The 20,836-nt window shown below is 47.1% G+C and carries 13 protein-coding genes; 11 read left to right on the top strand and 2 right to left on the bottom strand.

What is annotated here, in order from left to right:
• Positions 1 to 44: 44 nt before the first annotated feature.
• On the top strand, positions 45 to 4,496 hold the full coding sequence (locus ABGV42_RS06340; protein WP_347380900.1) for a glycoside hydrolase family 3 C-terminal domain-containing protein: 4,452 nt from the start codon (positions 45 to 47) through the stop codon (positions 4,494 to 4,496).
• 31 nt (positions 4,497 to 4,527) lie between these two features.
• On the opposite strand, the gene ABGV42_RS06335 is transcribed toward ABGV42_RS06340, so the two are convergent.
• Both ABGV42_RS06335 and ABGV42_RS06330 read right to left on the bottom strand, forming a co-directional pair.
• On the bottom strand, positions 4,528 to 6,105 hold the full coding sequence (locus ABGV42_RS06335; RefSeq protein WP_347380899.1) for a response regulator: 1,578 nt from the start codon (positions 6,103 to 6,105) through the stop codon (positions 4,528 to 4,530).
• Positions 6,106 to 6,110: 5 nt separating this feature from the next.
• A complete protein-coding gene (locus ABGV42_RS06330) occupies positions 6,111 to 7,919 on the bottom strand; it encodes a sensor histidine kinase (protein ID WP_347380898.1) in 1,809 nt (602 codons plus the stop codon).
• A 130-nt stretch (positions 7,920 to 8,049) separates the two neighbouring features.
• On the opposite strand from ABGV42_RS06330, the gene ABGV42_RS06325 reads away from it, so the two are divergent.
• From ABGV42_RS06325 to ABGV42_RS06280, 10 genes are all read left to right on the top strand, one after another.
• Complete coding sequence (locus ABGV42_RS06325; RefSeq protein WP_347380897.1) at positions 8,050 to 9,381, top strand: ABC transporter substrate-binding protein; 1,332 nt, start codon at positions 8,050 to 8,052, stop codon at positions 9,379 to 9,381.
• Positions 9,382 to 9,462: 81 nt separating this feature from the next.
• On the top strand, positions 9,463 to 10,341 hold the full coding sequence (locus ABGV42_RS06320; RefSeq protein WP_347380896.1) for a carbohydrate ABC transporter permease: 879 nt from the start codon (positions 9,463 to 9,465) through the stop codon (positions 10,339 to 10,341).
• Positions 10,338 to 11,174, top strand: a complete 837-nt coding sequence (locus tag ABGV42_RS06315) for a carbohydrate ABC transporter permease (RefSeq protein ID WP_347380895.1) — start codon at positions 10,338 to 10,340, stop codon at positions 11,172 to 11,174. Before ABGV42_RS06320 ends, ABGV42_RS06315 begins: the two co-directional genes overlap by 4 nt.
• 13 nt (positions 11,175 to 11,187) lie before the next feature.
• Positions 11,188 to 12,741 (top strand): sugar hydrolase, encoded by a 1,554-nt coding sequence (locus ABGV42_RS06310; protein ID WP_347380894.1) that lies wholly within the window; start codon positions 11,188 to 11,190, stop codon positions 12,739 to 12,741.
• Between the two features lie 277 nt (positions 12,742 to 13,018).
• Positions 13,019 to 14,821: a sensor histidine kinase gene (locus tag ABGV42_RS06305; protein ID WP_347380893.1), complete on the top strand. Its 1,803-nt coding sequence runs from the start codon at positions 13,019 to 13,021 to the stop codon at positions 14,819 to 14,821.
• Positions 14,818 to 16,458, top strand: a complete 1,641-nt coding sequence (locus ABGV42_RS06300; RefSeq protein ID WP_347380892.1) for a response regulator transcription factor — start codon at positions 14,818 to 14,820, stop codon at positions 16,456 to 16,458. The genes ABGV42_RS06305 and ABGV42_RS06300 overlap by 4 nt, the downstream gene beginning before the upstream one ends.
• Before the next feature lie 191 nt (positions 16,459 to 16,649).
• Entirely contained in the window at positions 16,650 to 18,020 is a 1,371-nt protein-coding gene (locus ABGV42_RS06295; protein ID WP_347380891.1) for an ABC transporter substrate-binding protein, read from the top strand.
• A gap of 35 nt (positions 18,021 to 18,055) precedes the next feature.
• On the top strand, positions 18,056 to 18,958 hold the full coding sequence (locus tag ABGV42_RS06290; RefSeq protein WP_347380890.1) for a carbohydrate ABC transporter permease: 903 nt from the start codon (positions 18,056 to 18,058) through the stop codon (positions 18,956 to 18,958).
• Positions 18,959 to 18,970: 12 nt separating this feature from the next.
• On the top strand, positions 18,971 to 19,798 hold the full coding sequence (locus ABGV42_RS06285) for a carbohydrate ABC transporter permease (protein ID WP_347380889.1): 828 nt from the start codon (positions 18,971 to 18,973) through the stop codon (positions 19,796 to 19,798).
• A gap of 32 nt (positions 19,799 to 19,830) precedes the next feature.
• Complete coding sequence (locus ABGV42_RS06280) at positions 19,831 to 20,832, top strand: glycoside hydrolase family 130 protein (RefSeq protein ID WP_347380888.1); 1,002 nt, start codon at positions 19,831 to 19,833, stop codon at positions 20,830 to 20,832.
• Positions 20,833 to 20,836 lie beyond the last annotated feature (4 nt).

Here is a 20,836-nt window from a genome sequence, read left to right as displayed (position 1 = left end):
CAATTACTGAAAGCGATTACAAATATTAGGGAGGGGTACAGCACATGTCGAGGCTTTTGAGACAAAAAGTGGGTAAAAGGATGCTCTCAATGGTAACGATTGCGAGTCTGATGATGGGTTCATGGGCCACTATACCGTCATCTGTATCAGCTGCGAACGAAGTGGAGTTCAAAACTCAAACAGGAGGCGTGTTTAATGGCATGCCCTTGTTTGACGGTAATCCGGAGCATTTAAACTCGTTCGTTGATGCTTACTTTGATTACACCGGGCTTGAAGGACCGGCAGTCTATGTTACAGGTTCTCGTAACCATTATACTCTTACGAAGGGAACGAATGCTGGCAAGGTGATTCCTGGCGCATTGTCTGCTGCAGATAACGTGCAGGGTGTATCGACGGATTTTCCTGCGCTCATCGGCATGGGGCAGAGCTGGAATAAGCAGCTTTTGTCCGATATCGGAGAAGTGATGGGCAGTGAGAAAATCAGCAAACTGAAGGTCAAACAGGGAGAATCCAACATCCACGGCGGCAACGGTGCTTCTCTAAGCGTTGCGTTCACAGTTGTCAGCGACATGCGAATCAATCCACTCAGCGGCCGCTTCGACGAAGGATTTTCTGAGGATGCGAATATGGCGGGCGTGTTGATTAACAAGATGGCTGCGGGTCTAAGCGGAGTGGACCAACCCGCTAGTGAGGATGGATTTTGGATGAGAGCTGCCGTAGGAACCAAGCATTATTCCGTCTATAACGCACAATGGTTCAGGCAAACCGCCAATAACAGCGCGGGAGCGCGTTCATTATTCGAGTATCAAACGAAAGCAGCACTGCCGGGCTTCGAATCGGGTGCGTTAGCTGGTACGATGACGTCCTATGGACGGACAAACGGCATTCCTAATATCCTTTCTCCACTACAGCTATTGGCCAATATGAACGCCAAATATGGCGTATACAGCTCCCCTGATTTTAATGGAGATGCCATTGTATCTAACGCAAACCAACTTGGGAACGGGTACGATGATCGGTATGCTGTGGATCGTGGTCATGCTACTGTCCTAATGGCTCTAGCCAAAGCAAATGCGGGACGTCCTTCAGGTACGACGCCTGCCGACGTGACTGACCTTGTAGCCCTTGTGGAACAAGGAGAGTACGGCATAACCAAGGAAGAGCTTATTGAAGCAGCCAGACCCCATGTGAACCAACTGGTGCGTCTCGGAGTTTTTAATGAAACCGATGAGCAAGGCATTCCGAAAGGTTATCCGTTCGCGAGTGAAGCCAAGGACGTACGAACATCTCCACCTTCGGACTACAACGAGGTGGACCATCAGGAAGTAGCACTTCGTGTAGCTCAGGAAAGTATTGTGCTGCTCAAAAATGACAGTACGCTTCCACTGAAAAAAGGAAATCGTGCGGCTGTTTCCGGAGTGTACGCCGATGCGAGATTCAAAACGACGTATTCAGTGGGCACGACACCAACACTGGAAAACTCCGGTGAATCCCCGCTGCGCTCCATCATTAAAATGAATGGCAGCAGTAACGTAAACTATGTCCCGGGAGGTGAAGTCATTGCATTGACCTCCAAAGCCAATCAACAAACGGTTACCGCAGATGTGTACAGTTCAAACGACGGGATGGATGGAGCGCAGCTGATCACGACTCCGGATGCGCCAGAAGTGGACAGTTGTTCCCACTTGTTCCGCGTATATGATTGGGGGCAAGCGGGGTCCAGTTTGTTGTCACTCCATAACCAACGCTGGATTACTTCTCCTGCGACCAATCATGCAGCGGTAGGTAATACGGATGGCACCAGCCTGAATCTGACGAATAACGATTGGAGCCTTCCGGATATGATGGGAGACACAAGTGCCATCCCTCCAACGCTGCGAATGGAAAATAATGAAGATGGATCCATATCTATTGTGGCCAATGGCTACCGTACCGGATTCTCCGGTGACTTTACCAATTGGTATTATGCCAACGGGCGCTTCATCCAAGTAGATGGGGAAGGAAAACTAGTGACTGCATCCACTCCACTTGGAAGCAAAGAAAATGCCGCGAATCGCCCGGATGTGGTGAAATTTGAGAAGATCATTGTGAAAAATGCGGGCGAAGAAGCCGCAGTAAGAGCAGCTGAAGACGATTATGCCATCGTCTTTGTAGGCGCGCCACCACGTCACAGTGCGGGCGAGGGAAATGACCGCTCCAGCTTGGATATGGGTGAGGCAGATTATGCATTAGTGGATCATGTATCTGCTGCGTTTGCAGCCGAAGGCAAGAAAACCGTCGTCGTCGTTAAATCGAGCTTTCCTGTAAGTATGGAACGCATTCAAGACAATCCAAACGTATCAGCCATTGTGTATCAGCCATACGGCGGTCAATACGATTCGTATGCACTGGCCCAGGTGCTGTATGGAGATTACGCACCGACAGGACGCTTGACGTCCACATGGTATGCGGGCATGGATGCTTTCCCGGCGATTAATTCTTACGTTGTTCCGGAAGGAAACTCATCCGGTCTTGATACAATCGATCCCCGGTTTACGGTAGATATGACGAATGCAGATCCCATTGAATCCGGGTTGACGTACATGTACACGGATGCCGAGGTGACCTACCCGTTTGGATACGGGCTGTCTTATTCTGATTTTACGTACGATTCTCTGAACGTGCCATCTTCGGTTACAGGCGAGGAGCCGTTCACGGTATCGGTCCGTGTAACCAATACAGGTGACGTGGCGACATCTGAGGTCGTGCAACTGTACGCCCGTAACAGCAGTTCCGCCTACGGTGCTTATGCTCCCAAAAAGAAATTGGCCACATTCGAGAAGATCTACCTCGAACCAGGTCAATCGAAAGAAGTACTGCTGCAAGTTGATCCGCAAACGCTCGCATTATGGGATGTGAATCGGAACGAATGGATCGTTGAACAAGGCAGCTACGATTTAATGATCGGAAGCTCGGCTGCTGATGCGGACGTGAAAACTTCAAATTCATTAAGTATTCGTGGGAAGTCTATGGCGACCTTGTCTCTTACCCAACCGATCAATGTATTTGATCATTCGTTTGCTTCCAACGAGGTTGTCTATCACGAAGTGTCCAAAGAACGTACTGCAGCCCAGTTAAAAGCGAAATCGATCGTAGGAGGCTACTATGCCGTTCGTTCGAAGCAAGATGGATCGTGGGTTGCCTTGCCGAAGGCCGATCTGACAGGGGCGCAGAAGGTGAAGGCATCCGTCGCCTCTAATGCACACGGGGGTACGATCTCATTGCATGCGGATAAACCCGATTCTGTCCCACTTGCTGTATGGAACGTCCCGGTGACGGAGCCAGTCTCTTACAAGATCAGTAATGCTAACGTCTCGGTCAAGGAGTTAGGTTACGTTGAAGTAGAAGCTGATATTTCTTCTGCCGTGAGTGGTGTGCACGATCTGTACCTGGTATTTCATGAACCGGATCTTCGAATCGAGGGATTGTCATTCACACTGAAAGATACGGAGGTCAATCCTGGGAACCCAGGCACGAATCCGGGGTCGAATCCAGGTTCGCCAAGCACGCCTGGCTCGGGTAGTGTTGGTACACCTGGTGAGACACCCGCATCAGAATCCGAGAACGAAGGCGAAACCGATTCGGGCGGTACTCCCATTGCTGCAGTTACCGTACAAGAGGGAAGCGAGATGGATCAGCAGAGGGTAAAAAGCATTCAACAATCTGGCGTCCAGGTTATCGGGAAGCCGTGGAATGTGACCATGAAAGATAAGCAGGGTGCGTTCGTCATCGCAACGCTGCCGGTTACGGCTGTCGTTGGTTCAGACGCTACAACAATTGCGTACATTGGAGAAGGAGGCGCACTTACTCCGGTTCCCGGAGTGCTGACTCAGGACGCGAAAGGTAACAAAGTATGGAACGTGCTGCTTAATCAAGGAGGCACCTACGCAGCTATTCAGGCATCACGCACATTTGTTGACATTGATTCGTCGGCATGGTATGCCAGAGAAATAGCTAAAGCAAGCAGCTTGCTTCTGATCAACGGCGTTTCGGATTCACGCATGCAACCGCAGGGATCAACAACATCCGTCCAAACGTTAAAGGTAGCTCTGAATGCGTTAGGCATCGAGCTAGAAGCATCTGCACCCAATGAAAAATGGTTTGATCCGGTATTACGAGCTGCGTTGAAGTATGACCTGATGGAAGAAGGGCAATACGAGTCTAACGCCCCAATGTCCAGGGAGAACATGGCGGTGGTACTCGTTCGAGCATTGAAATTAGCTGGAGTGAATACAGAGCTGTCGGAAGCCGAGATCGATTCCTGGCTGGAAGACTTCAAGGATCAGGGTCAGCTAACGCCAATACATCGGAAAGCCATGGCAACAGCCATCAAGCTAGATTTATTCCAGGGTTCACCGAACGGACTTCTGCAACCACAGAGCACGCTGACACGCGCCCAACTTGCTGCAGTCATTGTCCGAGTGCACGATCAGGTTGCAAAATTGTTAGACCACTAAGCAGCACAACGAATAACAAGGAACCAGGCCATTAAACGTGGCCTGGTTCCTTGTTGTTTGCGGAGAAGGATTTATGATGTTTTCGAAATTCCTCAGGAGTCCAGCCCGTCAATTTTTTAAATACCCGGAAAAAGTACTTTGGATTATCATAACCCAGCTGTTTCGCAATTCGGTAGATTTTGTCGTCCGTACTCGCTAACAGGTGTTTGGCTCGCCCGATACGTAGACGGTTCACATAATCGGTAAAGTTTTCGGAGGTTTTTTCTTTGAACAGGTAGCTGAGGTAACTCGGGTTCAGATAGAACAGGGAAGATACCCATTCCAGCGTCAAATCCTTGGCAAAGTGATTATCGATATACTTCTTGACGTTATCGATTACCTGATCCGATGCGTAGGGGTTATCATCCTTCAGGAGAAGTGCGGCTCCTGTCAGAACCTTACTCATGTATTGCCGGATGCATTCCATATCGAACGAGACGTTTAGAACGGCCTCAAGACTTGAGGAAGCATTCGTGCTGCTCCCGTTTTGGAGATAATCATTTAACAGCCTCTTGGTTTCTGTAATGATGTCCCGGCACTGCTCCTTCAAATGAGTAAGCAAGGTGTCAGGCTGCCGGATGTAGTAGGCAAAAAAATCGGTGATGAGTTCTTCAACCTTTTGTGCATTTCCACTCTCAATGAAGAACAGCAGTTCAAACATTCGAGTCCACTTCAGCGGAGTGAACGGAACGTTTCTCTCGGAATATATGTAACATTTGCCGAAATCGGTAATGGATCGTTCATCCAAGGCAAGAATGGTTTGATGGTGAGCTTCTCGGACCCCTTCGATACCTGTGAGAGGAGAACTGATCCCGATGCAGATGTCTGCAGATTGGGCTTTCGTTAAAATCATGTTTGCTGTTTGAATAGCCTTTTCCTGCAATTCTTGAATTGTGCATTCCGGATCATGAATCAGGAAAAACAGCAGCTGATCCGATTGTGGATGAGCAATGTACAGACCATTCGAAAATGTAGGCAGCTGCTGTGCCGAGAGCGGTTGAGGGCTATAGATCGTCATTAGAACCAACTGCTTAGATGCAAACATGGCGGCAAATTCAGCAGAACGGAAATAAGGTATTTTGCTAGATGCATTGGGAGCCAGTACAACATTCAGGAAGGCCTGCATGTCGGCACCGATTTTCATCTGTTCCGTTTCGACGGTTCGGAGAATGACCTCACGCTCCAAGGAGCGTTCCTGTTCGATGGCATGGATGGCCTGGTGGAGCGTGCTGTGAATCTCGTCTCTACTAAAAGGCTTCAGCAGGTAATTTACGACCTTGGCTGAGATGGCCTCCTGCATGTAATCAAAATCGGCATGACCGCTAATGACAATGAGCTTTATGCGCGGATATTGCTGACCTACCGTTCTGATTAGCAGTTTGCCATCGACCTCAGGCATGCGCATGTCCGTAAAGATAATGTCCGGCTTGGATGAATCAATCAGAGCTAATGCATCTGCACCGTTATCCGCCTCGCCAAGAAGCTCAAGCGAATGATCAAAAGTCTCTAATTTTTTCAACAGACCTTTGCGTATTAACGGTTCGTCATCCACTACGATAAACGTGTACATTTCGGTCACCTCTTTTCCCAGTAGGCTGGAATCTCAATCGTAATTTGCGTTCCCTTGTTCATCTCGGTATCGAATGTGAGGCCGTAGTTCTCTCCGTAATACAGTGCAATTCTTGAATGTACGTTTTTGATACCAATACTTTGTTTCTGCCGCTGGCCAACGGTGAAAAATTCGGGTGGCTGCAGGAGCAGTTGTCGAAGCTCTTCCGCCTGTGTCTCTGACATGCCAATACCATCATCCTGAATTTGAAAAACGATTCGGTCATCCTGAAAGAAGCCTGTAATGGAGATCGAGCCTTTTCCGCGTTTGTTCTCAAGCCCGTGATAAATGGCATTTTCCACAAGGGGCTGCAGCAATAATTTCAGCATGCGACGGCCTTGAATCTCCGGATCCACATGAAGATTAAACCTGATCTTGTCACCGTACCGGATTTGCTGGATGGCCATGTAGTTTTCGACATGTTTCAGTTCCTCGCTGACCATGACCAATTCGCTATCCGTTTTGATGCTGTAGCGGAACATATCTCCGAGGGACTTGGTCATCACCACAATGCTCTCGACTTCTTCAATCTCTGCGATACTATTGATTGATTCCAAGGTGTTATAGAGAAAATGGGAGTTAATCTGCGCTTCGAGCGCTTTCATCTGTGAATCCAGCATGAGAATTTTGTTTTGGTAGCTCTCCCGTATATGTGTATCGATGTCCTTCATCATTTTGTTGAACTCGTGATACAAAATGCCAATCTCATCGACTTGTTTTGTCACTTGAGGTTTGATGGTTACGAATCGGTGAGATTTGGTTTTACGCATCATTTTGGTCAATTCAATGATCGGTTTGGTAATCAGGTTCGACAAGAAGAAGGAAAGCAGAAGGAAGATGACACCACAGCTCACGGCTACATAGAACAAAAGCTTCTGCGATATATTGTATTCCTCATACAGCCGATCCATGGAGATATTGGCGATCACGTTCCAATTGCGTCCAGGTACCTTCTGGATCACCGTCATCAGGTTATCCTGGATTGATTTGTACTGGGCATTGCTGCCGACTTGCTGAGTTGCCGTAACCAGAGAAGCGGAGAGAGGCGTACCCACCTTGATTCCGTCTGATGAATAGAGAATCTCCCCAGCATCATTTGCTAGGTACAGATTCGATAGACTTGGGGCCGGATTGCGATTCAGTCCGTCGAAGATGTTCATACTGCAATCCAGCATAAACACACCAAGAAATTCGTTGTTTTTTGGATCATAGAGTGCTCTGGAAAAACCGATCGATTCCTTGGCGTTAATGATATAAGGTTTGATTCCGACTTCACCGATGTATAGATCGCCTTTACGCTGAATCGTATCCAAGTACCACTCATCACGAAGAGCGATGTAATCGAGGCGCAAGTCGGTGCCGCTGCTGCCATAGCTAATCCATTTGCCATCTGGCGTAAACAGGTATAACCCATTGATGTAATTGTAGCCAAGCAGGATGTTTTCAAAGATTAATTTCAATTTGCTGCGGATCATGAAGATTTCATACTGATCGTTCGTCCCGTTTAGCTTGATGAGTTCGTCACTCACCGTGCTGTAAGCGGTTGCATTAGAGGATTGCTGAAGTAACGTGACGGAGATTCGGTCAATGTTCTGCAAGATCTCTTCCATGCTTTTGACCGAATTGCCGATGGTTGTCGACGTCACGAGTGAGGTCTGCTCATTCACCAGCTTCGTATAACTGCGATAAGAACTGACAGAAACGACGATAATCGGCACAATCGACACGAGGACGAGGACCAGAAAAAGTTTTGTTTTGATGTTGAACAGAATCATACGTGCTCCTCCCGCCATTGTCAAATCTAAAAATAGTGCACCAAACGAGCCAAAGCAAATGCACTTAAGCCCACCGTATGATGAGAATGTGCACAAAGCAAGAATAAACATGAATTGGGGGAATGACAAGATGAAAAAAAGAAAACAGCTCTGGTCCTTAACATTGGTGCTCCTCATGATCTTTCTGAGCGCATGCAGCTCTGCTAGCCAGGAGGGGAGTGAAGCGGATAATAGCAATGGGGGAACAGATGAGTCTGATAAGGCGATTACGTTAACAATGATGCTTTCGGGAAACAAGGCCTCTGAAGGAGAAGACTTTGAGCTGGAAACCTTACCGCGCCTCGTTAAGGAAAAGTTCCCGAATATTACGCTGGAAGTGCAGAAGCTGCCTGACGATCAGTACAACACTTCTGTGCGGACCAAGCTTGCAGCCGGACAGGGGCCAGACATTTTCTGGATCTTTCCCAAGAATGCGGCTGGCGGCGTCAATGATTTTGCGAAGGCAGGATTCGCTGCAGATCTATCCGACCTGACGTTCTGGGATAATATCAGCCAGGGAGCGAAGGAAGACATGTCCTACGAGGATAAACCTTATGGAGTGGCTGAAGGACTGGATTTTCTGGGTGTTTACTACAACAAGGAATTGCTACAACAGGCAGGGTATACCGAGTTTCCGAAGGACTGGCCCTCTTTCCTGGAATTGTGCCAAAAGCTGCAAGCTGCGGGGGTCACTCCAATTGCAATGGGGGATAAAGACCCTTGGATGATTCAATTCGGCATGTACCCGATTGCTGCCAACGTTGTGTATCCGGATGAGATGGATTTTGATGTGAAGCTGCAAAACGGTGAGAAATCTCTGACTGATCCCAAATGGGTTGAAACGATCTCCAAATATAAAGAACTTTATGATAAGAACTACGTGGTTAAAAATTCGCTTGGCATTGGAAGTGCCCAATCTGCTCAATTGTTCATCGATGGGAAAGCAGCCATGACCTTTACCGGAACGTGGGATTACGCTTCCATGACCTCCAAAGGAGCGGCTGAGTTCACACGCGGATTTGCCTCACTGCCGGGTAATGAGCCTGGACAGCCGGTGTTTGTATCGGCGGCAACGTCTGCCGGGTACGCTCTGAATGCGAAATCGGCGAACCTGGACGCCGCCAAGGAAGTGCTGAACTACCTGTTTGACGGTGAATCAGACCTTTTCAAAGCGTTTGTTGAAGCCAACAGTTCCATCAGTGTCTATAAAGATGTGCAGCTTGAGAATGAATTGTTCAAGGAAGTCAACGACAACTATCAACAAACCGGAAACTCCGTATATTTCAGCAACCAGATGTGGCCAGCAGGAGTGTCGGATGTCATGCAATCGAAATTTGCTGAAATCATCGCAGGTCAGAAAACAACGCCTGAGGATGTGGCAAACGCCATGGAAACCAAGTTCAGAGAGCTGTGGAAAAACTAGAATGATGCTGTCTGCGGCAAAGGGGAGGAAAGGTAGCCTTTTTTCCCCTGCTGCAGGCCTTCTTGGAAAGGATGGAGCAGGATGAGCTCTACTGTAATGAAAAAGTCCATGTACTGGTTTGCCGTGCCGGCATTACTCTTCTACCTGACCTTCTGGATCTTCCCGATCCTGCGGTTGTTCCAGTACAGCATAACGGACTATAACGGATATGCCCAGGCTTACAACTATATCGGATTCGCCAACTATAAGGAATTGTTCGGCAGCGATATCCTTGGCACTTCATTAAAAAATACGCTGATCTATACGTTCGTCACGGTGATCGCCGGCAATATGATCGGTTTGGCACTGGCTCTGCTGTTAAACATGAAAATAAGAGGAACCGGGATCTATCGTTCGCTGGCGTATATTCCCACCTTGTTTAGTGCAATTGTGGTTGGATTTTTGTGGAGCTACGTCTATATGCCGGATTACGGGTTGATCTCTTCCTTTCTCGATAAATTGGGTATCGCGAATGAATTGAATTTCCTGGGGGATTATTCGACTGCCCTATATTCAATTATCTTCGTGGAAATCTGGAAGACGATCGGAACCACGATGATTATTTTTCTCGCAGGGCTTCAGACCGTTCCGACCGACTTGCTGGAGGCCGGTCGAATGGACGGCTGTGGTTCTTGGAGATTGCTGCGGCATGTCGAGATTCCATTACTGGCAACAGCAATTACCATCAACGTAACGCTAAGTTTGATCAATGGCCTCAAAGCCTTCGATTTCCCGTTTATCATGACGAATGGCGGCCCAGGCACGGCTACTAATACGCTGATTTATAGCATTTATAAAATGGCATTTACGGAACAGCTCTTCGGTAAAGCTTCGGCGCTTGGTGTCATTTCCTTTGCCGTAATTATCGTTATTACCGCCGTCTTTGTGCTGAAAATGAACAAACGGGAGGTGTCGGCATGACGCTTCGTAAATGGCTCAGCAAAGGGTCCATTCAGATTGTTGTACTCGTCGTTATGGCCCTGAATCTTATTCCGCTGATTATTGCTTTTTCAACTTCGCTGCGCGATCCGAGCAATAATACAAATCCGCTGGCGCTATTTCAGGAATTATCGCTGGCAAGTTATAAATCAGCCTTTGAGCGTATGCATTTCCCTGAAGCGCTCTGGAACAGCATTGTATTGACAGGTGTATCGGTCATATTCGTGGTTCTATTCGCGGCCATGGCTTCGTATCCGATGGCACGTTTGAAGACAAAGTTAAGCAAGTTCATGTATTTGTTTTTCTTGTCGGGACTCGTGGTACCTGCGCAGATGGTCCTGATCCCGATCGTACAAATGATCAACGCGCTGCATATTCCAACAAACCAATACACGCCCATCTTCATGTTTATTACCTGCAGTCTTCCGTTCTCCACTTTCCTATATACCGGTTTCATTCGAAGTGGTGTTCCTGAAGAAGTGGAGGAAGCTGCACACATCGATGGGGCAGGATTGTTCCAACGCTTCTGGACGGTGGTATTTCCCTTACTTATTCCCGTGACCGTATCCGTCATTATTACGCAGGGTGTCTGGATCTGGAATGATTACTTCTTCAATATGATCTTCATCTCGGGAGCAGATGACTCTCCACTGCCACTTGCCATGCTTGGATTTCTTGGGGATCAGCAAAATCCCACGCAGTGGAACGTGTTGTTTGCAGCGTGTTTTCTGTGTGCTTTGCCGCTGCTGCTCGCGTTTCTGTTCCTGCAAAAATATTTCATTGGCGGCATGACCGTCGGGGCGGTCAAAGGATAGGGAGGACAAGTCCATGAATGAACACATGATAAAAACGACCTGGTTAGACCAAGCAAAGCAGCTTACCCCTGAACTGAATCAACAGAAAGTTTACCCGGAACGTATGGTGAATGTGGTTCAAGATGAGGATGCTTTCCAAGGGTGGAGCGTCGAGCCGGTTGGCTCGACTGCTCAACTGTACGATCGGATGTTGAAAAAAGGGGATCGGATCACGCTGGATTTTGGAACTCACCATGTCGGTTATTTAACGCTATCGCTTCAGAACGTGCGGAGTAATGCCGATGCGCCACTCAGACTTCGATTGACATTCGGTGAAATGCCATGCGAAGTTGGTGAGGATTTCAGTGAATACAACGGATGGCTTAGCCGGTCCTGGCTGCAGGATGAGATCATCAACGTGGATGTGCTGCCGGGAACGATCACGCTGAATAGACGTTATGCATTCCGTTATCTGAAGATTGACGTCCTTGAAACCTCAATTCGTTATGATGTCCAACTTACTGATCTGTACTGTACGACCGTTACCTCTGCCGATTGGGCAGCAGTCCCTCCATTGCGACAAGGCATCGGACCGGAAATAGCGAACATCGACCGGGTGGCTGTGCAAACGCTGCGGGACTGCATGCAAACCGTCTTTGAGGACGGACCCAAGCGGGATCGACGTTTGTGGATCGGAGATCTACGGCTGCAGGCACTCGTGAACTATGAAACCTTCGGCCATAACGACCTTGTGAAACGCTGCCTGTATCTCTTTGCCGGATCAAGGCTTGAGGGTGGTCAAGTGGGTGCTTGTTTATATGAGTATCCAGAGCCATATGTGGACGAGACTTATCTGTATGATTATGCGCTGCTTTTCGTAGCCGCTCTATACGATTATTACGAAGCGACAGGAGATCGAGTCACGCTGGAAGAATTGTGGCCGGTGGCATACGAGCAGATTCACATTGCACTCGCGAGATTAGACGAGCAGGGAATTGTACAAGACGATGACGCATGGTATTGCTTCCTGGATTGGCATGAAGAACTCAACAAGCAGGCTGGGGCGCAAGCGGTACTCATCTATAGCTTGAGAAGAGGCTTGAAGATTGCTCATGAACTGGGAAGTACAGAGCAGGAGACTTGGATCACCGTTCAAACTCAGAAAGCCGTGAATGCAGCGCTGACATATTTATGGGACGAAGAACAGAAGTATTTCATTAGCGGGAAAGAGAGACAGGTCTCTTGGGCATCCCAGGTATGGATGATACTAGCTGAGGTTATCGATGCACCAATCGCAGCAGCACTGCTCGAACGACTGAAGCATCATAACAATGCCATTGGCATGACTACCCCCTATATGGTTCATCACTACGTGGATGCATTGCTCTTGTGCGGAGAAAAGGAAAAGGCGCTTGAGCAAATTCGGAATTATTGGGGAGGTATGTTAAAGGACGGAGCGGATACCTTTTGGGAGTTATACGATCCGAACGACAAAACGTACTCTCCTTACGGCAGCAATTTGGTCAACAGCTATTGTCATGCATGGAGCTGTACTCCAAGCTATTTTATCAGACGATATTTTTCATAATACCTTATTTCTGTTCAGTAAGATTACCAAGTCGCGATTTCTGCGACTTTTTTTAATTTTAAGGCACTGAATTCGAATTGTTGGCTGCGCGCAGACGAATAAAACTGAACTTGTATTTGGAGGGTTTTCAGCTTGACGGACAGGTTCGTACGGGGCTAAGTGGATCTGGAGGAAACTTACCTGTTGCTAAAATGACATTCTATTGTACAATATTTTCGCAACGGATTAGTTTAGTGTTAGAGGTCAAGTCTTGGATTTCAGGAGAGGTTGATGGAGTTTGATTAAACGAATTCAATTAGAACCCGGAACGTTTAGCCGGTGGCTTCACGGTGTCTCATTTAAACAAAGAGTTCGATTCTCCTTCATCATTATGATAACGCTTGCAATAGGCTCGGTAGGCTTGACAACGTATTGGATAGCTTCTAAGGAAATTCAAAAAAACGCATTCGAATCCAGCCAAGAGACGGTAAACAAAACCAACCAGATCTTGGACGATAAGCTGTCGGGCATCTCCAATTCGGTTCGTTCTCTAATGTTCAGTTACGCTTTTAAAGACATGATGCTGGATGTTCAGAGCAACGATATTTCAAACTATTATGTGCACTTGTCCGAACTTCAATATGTATTCTCCCAAGTTTCCTTTAATGAACCACTGATCGACAGCATCCTTATAGCCACGCCCATCGGAGACTTTTACCCGATGTCGCAGCGTCGTACGCAAAACCAATCCTTTTATGAATCCAGCATGTATTATGATGTCAAGGAAAATTACGGAGGAATCTGGGTGAAGGGACATATTGACAAGTTTTTTACCGGAAACAGTCGCGTCCTATCCTTTGTGACGAAGGGAACACTAGATAACAATTCCAATACCCATGTGTTTATCGTCGTCAATGTGAATGAGAGAGGGTTGATTGGTACGGTCAACAAACATTCTTTGAATGATGACAGTGACTATTTTGTCATTGATTCAAAAGGCGAGGAAGTGATTCGAACAGCGTGGTCCTCCAGCCATAACCTGATGAAGGACAGCATGCTTTTGGCGAACTTATCCGAAAATACGCAAGGTTCTTTTTTTCATGTATTCGACAATACCGATTATCTGGTGAACTATTCCCGGTCTTCCATCATGGATAACTGGAGTTTATTCGGTATTCAGCAGAAGGATAAACTGCTGGAGCAAATGAACAGTGTCAAGCGAACCACTTTTTTTATTATGCTTTTCTTTTTACTTCTTGCCTGGTTTTTATCCGCGAAATTGACGGCACTCCTGTTAAATCCGCTATATAAACTGCAGCGGCTTATGAAGCAGGTAGAGGATAACCGCCTTGACGTCCGCTTTAAAAGCCATTCTACCGATGAAGTAGCTCAGGTGGGCTATCAATTTAACCGAATGCTGGATGAAATCAACCGGCTCATTGATGATGTAAGACGAAGCGAATCCGGAAAAAGGAAGGCAGAGATGCGAGCGTTAACCGCACAGATGGAACCTCACTTTTTATACAACACCCTTAACACGATCTATTGCAAATCCATATTAGGTGAAAATGATGAAGTCAATGAAATGATTTTATCTTTATCCCAAATGTTCCAGTTAGGGTTGAGCGGAGGGAAAGACTGGAACACGCTTGAGGAAGAGCTGCTCCATGTGAAACAATACTGCCTCCTTCAGCAAAAATGTTATGAAGAGATGTTCGATTTTGAAGTGACTTTGACTCACGATTCGTTACTAACTTCTCTCTTGCCGAAAATTTTGCTCCAACCGATTGTGGAAAACAGCATTCAACATGGTTTTAAGGATATGAGCTCAGGTGGTCGGATTAGCTTGCACGTCACTCTCCAGGATAATCTATTGCATCTGACTATAGAGGATAACGGAACAGGAATGGATGTTGAACAAGTAAGCAGGCGGATGCGTGAGCCTCGGAATTCCAACAAAGGGTATGCCCTGAACAACATTGTGAATCGGCTCAACCTCTTTTATGGAGAAAAAGCCGGAATGAAGCTGACCAGTCTTCCTGGAAAAGGATCAAGAACGGAAATATGGATGCCCATTCTAGAAGGAGAGGTGGAAGCATGAGTCATGAAGAACCAATGGTAAAGCTCTGCATCATCGATGACATTCGAAGCGTGGTGGATATGATTGCAAGGAAGCCCCCTTGGAAGGAGCATCATATTGAAGTGGTTGGTACAGCACTAGACGGTGAGGAAGGAATCCGCCTTATTCAGGATAGGAAACCCGAAATCGTGCTCACAGATATCCGCATGCCCAAAAAGGATGGTCTCGCCATGACCCAAGAAATCCTCGAAAAATCCCCTTCTACCAAGATCATCATTCTGAGTGCATATACGGATTTTTCATTTACGAGACAGGCCATTCGTTTAGGTGCATTTGACTTCGTGAAGAAGCCGTTCTCGATCGACGAGATCGTCCAAGTCGTATTAAAGGCGAAGAAGGCTTATTTGGAGGAATGGCATGAACATAGCAAGATGCTGGAACTGAAGCAGAATGTGATGAATAGCTTGCCCGCGCTGCAACAGGAACACTTGTCTCTCTTAATTCATCATCGGACGAATGCAGCGACTGCCTATCTTCGATGGCAAACGCTTGGCATTCAGCTTGATTCCAGAGACTTCAATCTCTTTATCGTTGAATTGGATCGTTTCATGGACAAATACAAACAGCAGCCTGCGAGGGAAGTGGAGCTTATCCGATTCAGTCTGCGAAATGTTCTGGAGGAAACGATTCGAGGTTTCACCCGTGGTGTCGTTTTTGGCGAGGCATTAAACCGTTTTGTCTGTCTGATCAATTGCAGGGATATGGAGCTGGCTGAACGGATATCTGAAGCATGCCGGACGAATATGTATCTATTCACACATTCATCCATTTCGATTGGGGTTGGAACCTGTGTGGATGCTATTGATGAACTGCCTGATTCATATCAAAAGGCATTACAAGCGCTGGAGTATCAATTCTATACCAATGGCTTGAATAGTTATACGGACACTTCGGAGGATGAGAAGACGCTCTTGAATTACACTGCTTCGACGGAGCAGGAATTGCTATTTTCCTTGCGCTCCGGTCATCGTGAGAAGTGTCGGTTGATTTTGGAGCAAATTTTTAATGATCTATTGCAGCGGGATCCCCTGCCCAAGCCTCAGCAAGTCGAGAACATATGTTATGAGCTGTCATCCAAAATTTGTAGAGTGATGTCGGAACATTACCCGCATGAACGGGTGAAAAGGCTTGAGGATCAATGGAATGCAGTAAGGCGTTCAGGTCTCGTTTCATTCCAGCTGATGCGGGATACGGTAAAGGGAATATGCCTTGAGGCTTGTTCGTGGATTGAACATGAACGATCCGATGAATCCACAAAACTGATCTATCAGGCGAAGGAATATATATGTGCACATCTGCATACCAACTTATCCCTTGATGTTTGTGCCAAGGAGTTTAATATCAGCCCCGGATATTTTTCAAATCTATTCAAAAAAGTGCTGAATATATCCTTTCAGCAGTTCGTCGTTCACCAGCGGATGGAGAAAGCCAAGGAGATGCTGATCGACGATTATCAGGTCCAGGAGATCGCTCAAAGTCTTGGTTACGAACATCGCCGCTATTTCAGCGAAATGTTTAAGAAGCATACGAACATGACCCCATCGGAATTTAAGCTGTATAGTACAGGGAAAATCAGTACATCTGCCGATCTGGTCTAGAGCTGCACGTTTATAGATTAAGCCTTGTTTCCGAACGTTATTTGGATGCAGGGCTTGTTTTTTTGAAAGAAGTCACATTGATGAAGAAACCTGCCCTTGATGTGTGGTTACCCGCATTATGGAAGTGTAAAGTACCCTCTATACTGAAGGAGAAAGAACGGGATTGCAGATACGATGGGGAGGTAAGGTAGATGAAAATCAGCAAAAAATTTCTCATCTCGGCGATGTTTTTGGTGCTTACAGGGAGTTTGGCAGCTTGCAGCAGCCCAAAATCCTCGGATCCAGGATCGGGAACAGAAGCTAATGCCAAGACAAAAATCGCATACTGGACGGGAGATCGCCATGATTCCGAGTTTGTCAAAGAAACGATCAATACATTCAATCAAACGAATAAGGACAACATCGAGGTTGAGCTTGTCATCAAGGGAGACGACTTCGATCAGGCACTGGATATGTCTTACCAGACCTCAGAGCCGCCGGATGTGATCCGCGTGAAGGAAAATACCATTCAGACGTTCTATAAAAAAGGATTTCTATCCCCCATTGACGAGTTTTTGACGGACGAGATGAAGGAAAAGTTCCCGGTTATGGAGGACCTGAACAGTTTTGAAGGTAAGCGCTACAGCCTGCCAAACTATGGCACGACGATGCGATTGATTTATAATAAGGAACTTTTTGAAAAAGCAGGCATCGAGCACCCACCAACCACTTTGGATGAGCTGGTCGAAACGGCCAAGAAATTAACCGAAGCGGGCAAGGCCAGTGGAGCCTATGGATTCGCTCAGAATTTTAAAAGTCCTTCGAGTGCATTTGGGCGCTCTGCGCGCGTGATTGCAGAGGTTAGTGGGTTCGGAGGCTTTGGATATGATTTTAAGACGGCACGCTACGATTTCAGTGGTTTTAAGCCGATTATTGAGGCTTTCAAAAAGATCAAAGAGGATGGCAGCATGCTGCCGGGCGTTGAGTCGCTGGATATTGATCCGCTGCGTGCACAATTCGCGGAAGGCAAGATTGGCATGTATTTATCCTTTTCCGCAGAGGCAGGGGTCTACCAATCGCAATTCCCGGCGAAGATTGACTGGGCCGCAGCACCCGTGCCATCCATTAATGGACAATTCAATGGTGCCTCCGGTTTCCTGGGCGGACAGTGGTTGGCTATTAGCTCAAAGTCTGAACATAAAGAAGCTGCATGGAAATTTCTCACGTACATGTACAACGAATCCATCCTGAAACAGTACCAGGAAAAAGGATTTGGAATATCGATGGTTCCTTCCGTTAGTTCGGTTGCCGCCAAGCCGGAAGTGAAGGGAATTGACGGATTCCTTCCGAACCAATACGACGGTGTCTGGCCGGTGTATCCGTCTGTACCAGTCCAAGGCATAAAGTCGGATGATGCGTTTTTCAGTTATATGCTAAGCGGTGGCGATTTGGATTCCATCATTAGCGATTTGAACGCTCGATATAACGCCGCTTTGGATGCTGCTATCGCAAGCGGGGATGTGAAGGCAGAACCGATCACTGACTTTAATCCTCTTGATCTTGCCGGGAAATATGCCAAATAGATGTAGTCACAGATGTCACAGAGGAGTGAGAGGATATGAATAAAGCGAAGAATGTTGCCTTCTCCTACAGCTTTCTTTTCCCTAGCTTTATTCTGACCATGGTTTTAGGCATTTACCCCATGATATGGGCGCTGAGATATATGTTCTACGACTACAAAGGGTTTGGCGCCGAACGATTTGTAGGATTGGCCAATTTCGAGCGCGTCATGAGAGATCAGCAGTTTTGGGAATCTGTTGCCAATACGTTTATTTACGCCGGAGGCAAACTTCTGTTATCCATTCCGCTTGCCTTGATTTTGGCTGTTATTCTGAACTGGAATATCAAAGGAAAGAACCTGCTCAGAGCCATCTTTTTTATGCCGACGATCATAAGTACGGCGGTCATGGCAGTCGTCTTTTTTACGATCTTCAACTCGTATAATGGCATTCTGAACCAATTTCTGATGAAGTATCTTTTTATTCAGAGTGCCGTCGATTGGCTCGGCGTGGATTATGCGATGCTGACCGTCATTCTGGTGGCCGTATGGGGAGCGGTTGGAAATTACATGCTTTTATTTCTGGCGGGTCTGCAAAATATTCCCCAGGATGTTTACGAGAGCTCTGCACTGGATGGGGCAAACAAATTACAGCAGTTCAGATACATTACCATTCCAATGCTTGGCCCCGTCATGCAGATGATTATCATGCTCGCCATCATCAATGCGCTCAAAGGTTATGAAAGCATCATGGTCATGACCGATGGAGGTCCGATTGGGAAAACGAATGTCATGTTCCTCTACGTATACAAATTATTTTTCCCGCCGGCAGGCGGAGCAGCTGCGACGCAGATCCAGGAGTTTGGTTATGGCAGCGCTGTTGCCTTTGTTACTGCCGTGATTGTTGGCATCATCACAATACTTTACTTCTATGGCTCTCGAAGAATGAGTCAGAACGATTAAGGAGGAACGTTCATGAAGATCGCCTGGAATACAATACTATGGACGTTTCTGATCGTTGTTGCATTCCTGACCCTGTTTCCTGTGGTAATCACCTTTCTTGGTTCTTTCAAAACCAATGCCGAGCTTACGGCCGGGGCTACATTTCTGCCGGCCGATTGGCAGTTTTCCAACTACCTGGAAGCATGGAAACAGGCGAATTTTTCAACGTATACACTGAATAGCCTCTTCGTTGCCACCGCCTCGACATTAGGTACTTTGCTCGTAGCTTCCATGGCAGCGTACGTCGTGAACCGCATGGATTTTATCGGTAAAAAGATTTACGTCAGTCTTCAGGCATTTACGATGTTTGTGGCCATCGGTGCAGTCGTGCTTCGACCTCAATTCGACCTCATGATTAAGCTTCATCTGCATGAGTCTCTGTGGGGAGTCATTCTGATTCTGATCAGCGCTCATGCTTCGGCCTTTTTCATCCTGCTGAGCTTTATGAACGGGATTCCCAGGGAGTTGGACGAAGCAGCTCGGATCGACGGCTGCTCATCGGGAAGGACATTTTGGAGAATCATTATTCCCTTGCTTACGCCAGGTCTTGGCGTATGCGCGTTGTTTGCCTTTCGAGGAGCGTGGAACGAGTATCTGCTGCCCTTTGTATTTACGCTTAGCAAACCTGAATTACAGACGCTGACCGTCGGCCTGGCCAATCTGAAATACGGGGTTGCCGCAGCTTCACAGACACACTTCATGATGGCTGGAGCGTGCCTCTCCATTCTACCGATTCTGATCGCGTATATTTTTGCTAACAAATCCTTTATGCAAATGACCGCCGGCTCATTAAAGGGCTAGCAGCAACCTATCTCACAAGGAGGTATATAGCCATGAATACACTTCATATCGGTGATCTGACATCTAGTTCCGTCATTAAACGTTATCCGGATAACCCGGTTCTGGATGCATCCCGGGTTCCATATCCGACTGCACTTGTATTTAATGCAGGGGTAACTAAATTCAATGGAACATATGTGATGGTGTTTCGGAACGATTACGGTTCCACCGAGCAGCGGACTCTTGAACCACATCATACCACTGACCTTGGGGTCGCTTTCAGTGCAGACGGTATCCATTGGGAAGTACGCCCGAAGCCTTGCTTTAAGCTGTACGATCAAGAGATCATACGTGCATATGACCCGAGACTTACGGTGCTCGGAGGGCGTTGTTATATGTGTTTCGCTGTGGATACGAAGCACGGTATACGCGGTGGCGTTGCAGTTACGGACGATTTTGAGAGCTTTGAAATTTTAAGTCTGTCTACCCCGGATTTACGCAACATGGTTTTGTTCCCCGAGAAAATCGGTGGAAACTATGTGAGGCTAGAGCGGCCATTCACCGTGTACAGCCGGGGAGGAGTGGACCGGTTTGACATGTGGATATCCGAGTCTCCGGACTTGAAATATTGGGGCAATTCCGATCTGTTATTGGCTGTTGAAGATGTTGCTTTTGCCAATGACAAGATCGGACCCGCTGCACCTCCGATTAAGACCAAACATGGATGGCTTACGACATTCCATGCTGTGGATATTGATCACGCTCGGGGAAAAAACGGTTGGGAAGCATCCTGGAAAAAGCGGTATACTGCCGGCTTAATGCTGCTTGACCTGGATAATCCCAAGAAGATCATTGGCAGGGCCAAGGAACCGTTAATGGCACCTGAAGTAAGTTACGAGATCGAGGGAGGGTTCCGCAATAACGTAATCTTCCCTGGCGGAATGATCCTTGAACCTGATGGTGAAGTGAAAATGTATTACGGAGCAGCGGACGCAGTGGAATGTTTGGCAACGGCACATATCGATGATCTGATCAAGCTATGCCTAAACGATTAAAACG

Source organism: Paenibacillus pabuli, from assembly GCF_039831995.1.
Lineage (GTDB): Bacteria > Bacillota > Bacilli > Paenibacillales > Paenibacillaceae > Paenibacillus > Paenibacillus pabuli_C.
This window is presented reverse-complemented; position numbering and strand designations above follow the sequence as displayed.

Excerpts from the sequence above, each read along its gene's own strand:
- ABGV42_RS06340 (WP_347380900.1), top strand. The coding sequence starts at position 45 with ATGTCGAGGCTTTTGAGACAAAAAGTGGGTAAAAGGATGCTCTCAATG.
- ABGV42_RS06335 (WP_347380899.1), bottom strand. The coding sequence starts at position 6,105 with ATGTACACGTTTATCGTAGTGGATGACGAACCGTTAATACGCAAAGGT.
- ABGV42_RS06330 (WP_347380898.1), bottom strand. The coding sequence starts at position 7,919 with ATGATTCTGTTCAACATCAAAACAAAACTTTTTCTGGTCCTCGTCCTC.
- ABGV42_RS06325 (WP_347380897.1), top strand. The coding sequence starts at position 8,050 with ATGAAAAAAAGAAAACAGCTCTGGTCCTTAACATTGGTGCTCCTCATG.
- ABGV42_RS06320 (WP_347380896.1), top strand. The coding sequence starts at position 9,463 with ATGAGCTCTACTGTAATGAAAAAGTCCATGTACTGGTTTGCCGTGCCG.
- ABGV42_RS06315 (WP_347380895.1), top strand. The coding sequence starts at position 10,338 with ATGACGCTTCGTAAATGGCTCAGCAAAGGGTCCATTCAGATTGTTGTA.
- ABGV42_RS06310 (WP_347380894.1), top strand. The coding sequence starts at position 11,188 with ATGAATGAACACATGATAAAAACGACCTGGTTAGACCAAGCAAAGCAG.
- ABGV42_RS06300 (WP_347380892.1), top strand. The coding sequence starts at position 14,818 with ATGAGTCATGAAGAACCAATGGTAAAGCTCTGCATCATCGATGACATT.
- ABGV42_RS06295 (WP_347380891.1), top strand. The coding sequence starts at position 16,650 with ATGAAAATCAGCAAAAAATTTCTCATCTCGGCGATGTTTTTGGTGCTT.
- ABGV42_RS06290 (WP_347380890.1), top strand. The coding sequence starts at position 18,056 with ATGAATAAAGCGAAGAATGTTGCCTTCTCCTACAGCTTTCTTTTCCCT.
- ABGV42_RS06285 (WP_347380889.1), top strand. The coding sequence starts at position 18,971 with ATGAAGATCGCCTGGAATACAATACTATGGACGTTTCTGATCGTTGTT.
- ABGV42_RS06280 (WP_347380888.1), top strand. The coding sequence starts at position 19,831 with ATGAATACACTTCATATCGGTGATCTGACATCTAGTTCCGTCATTAAA.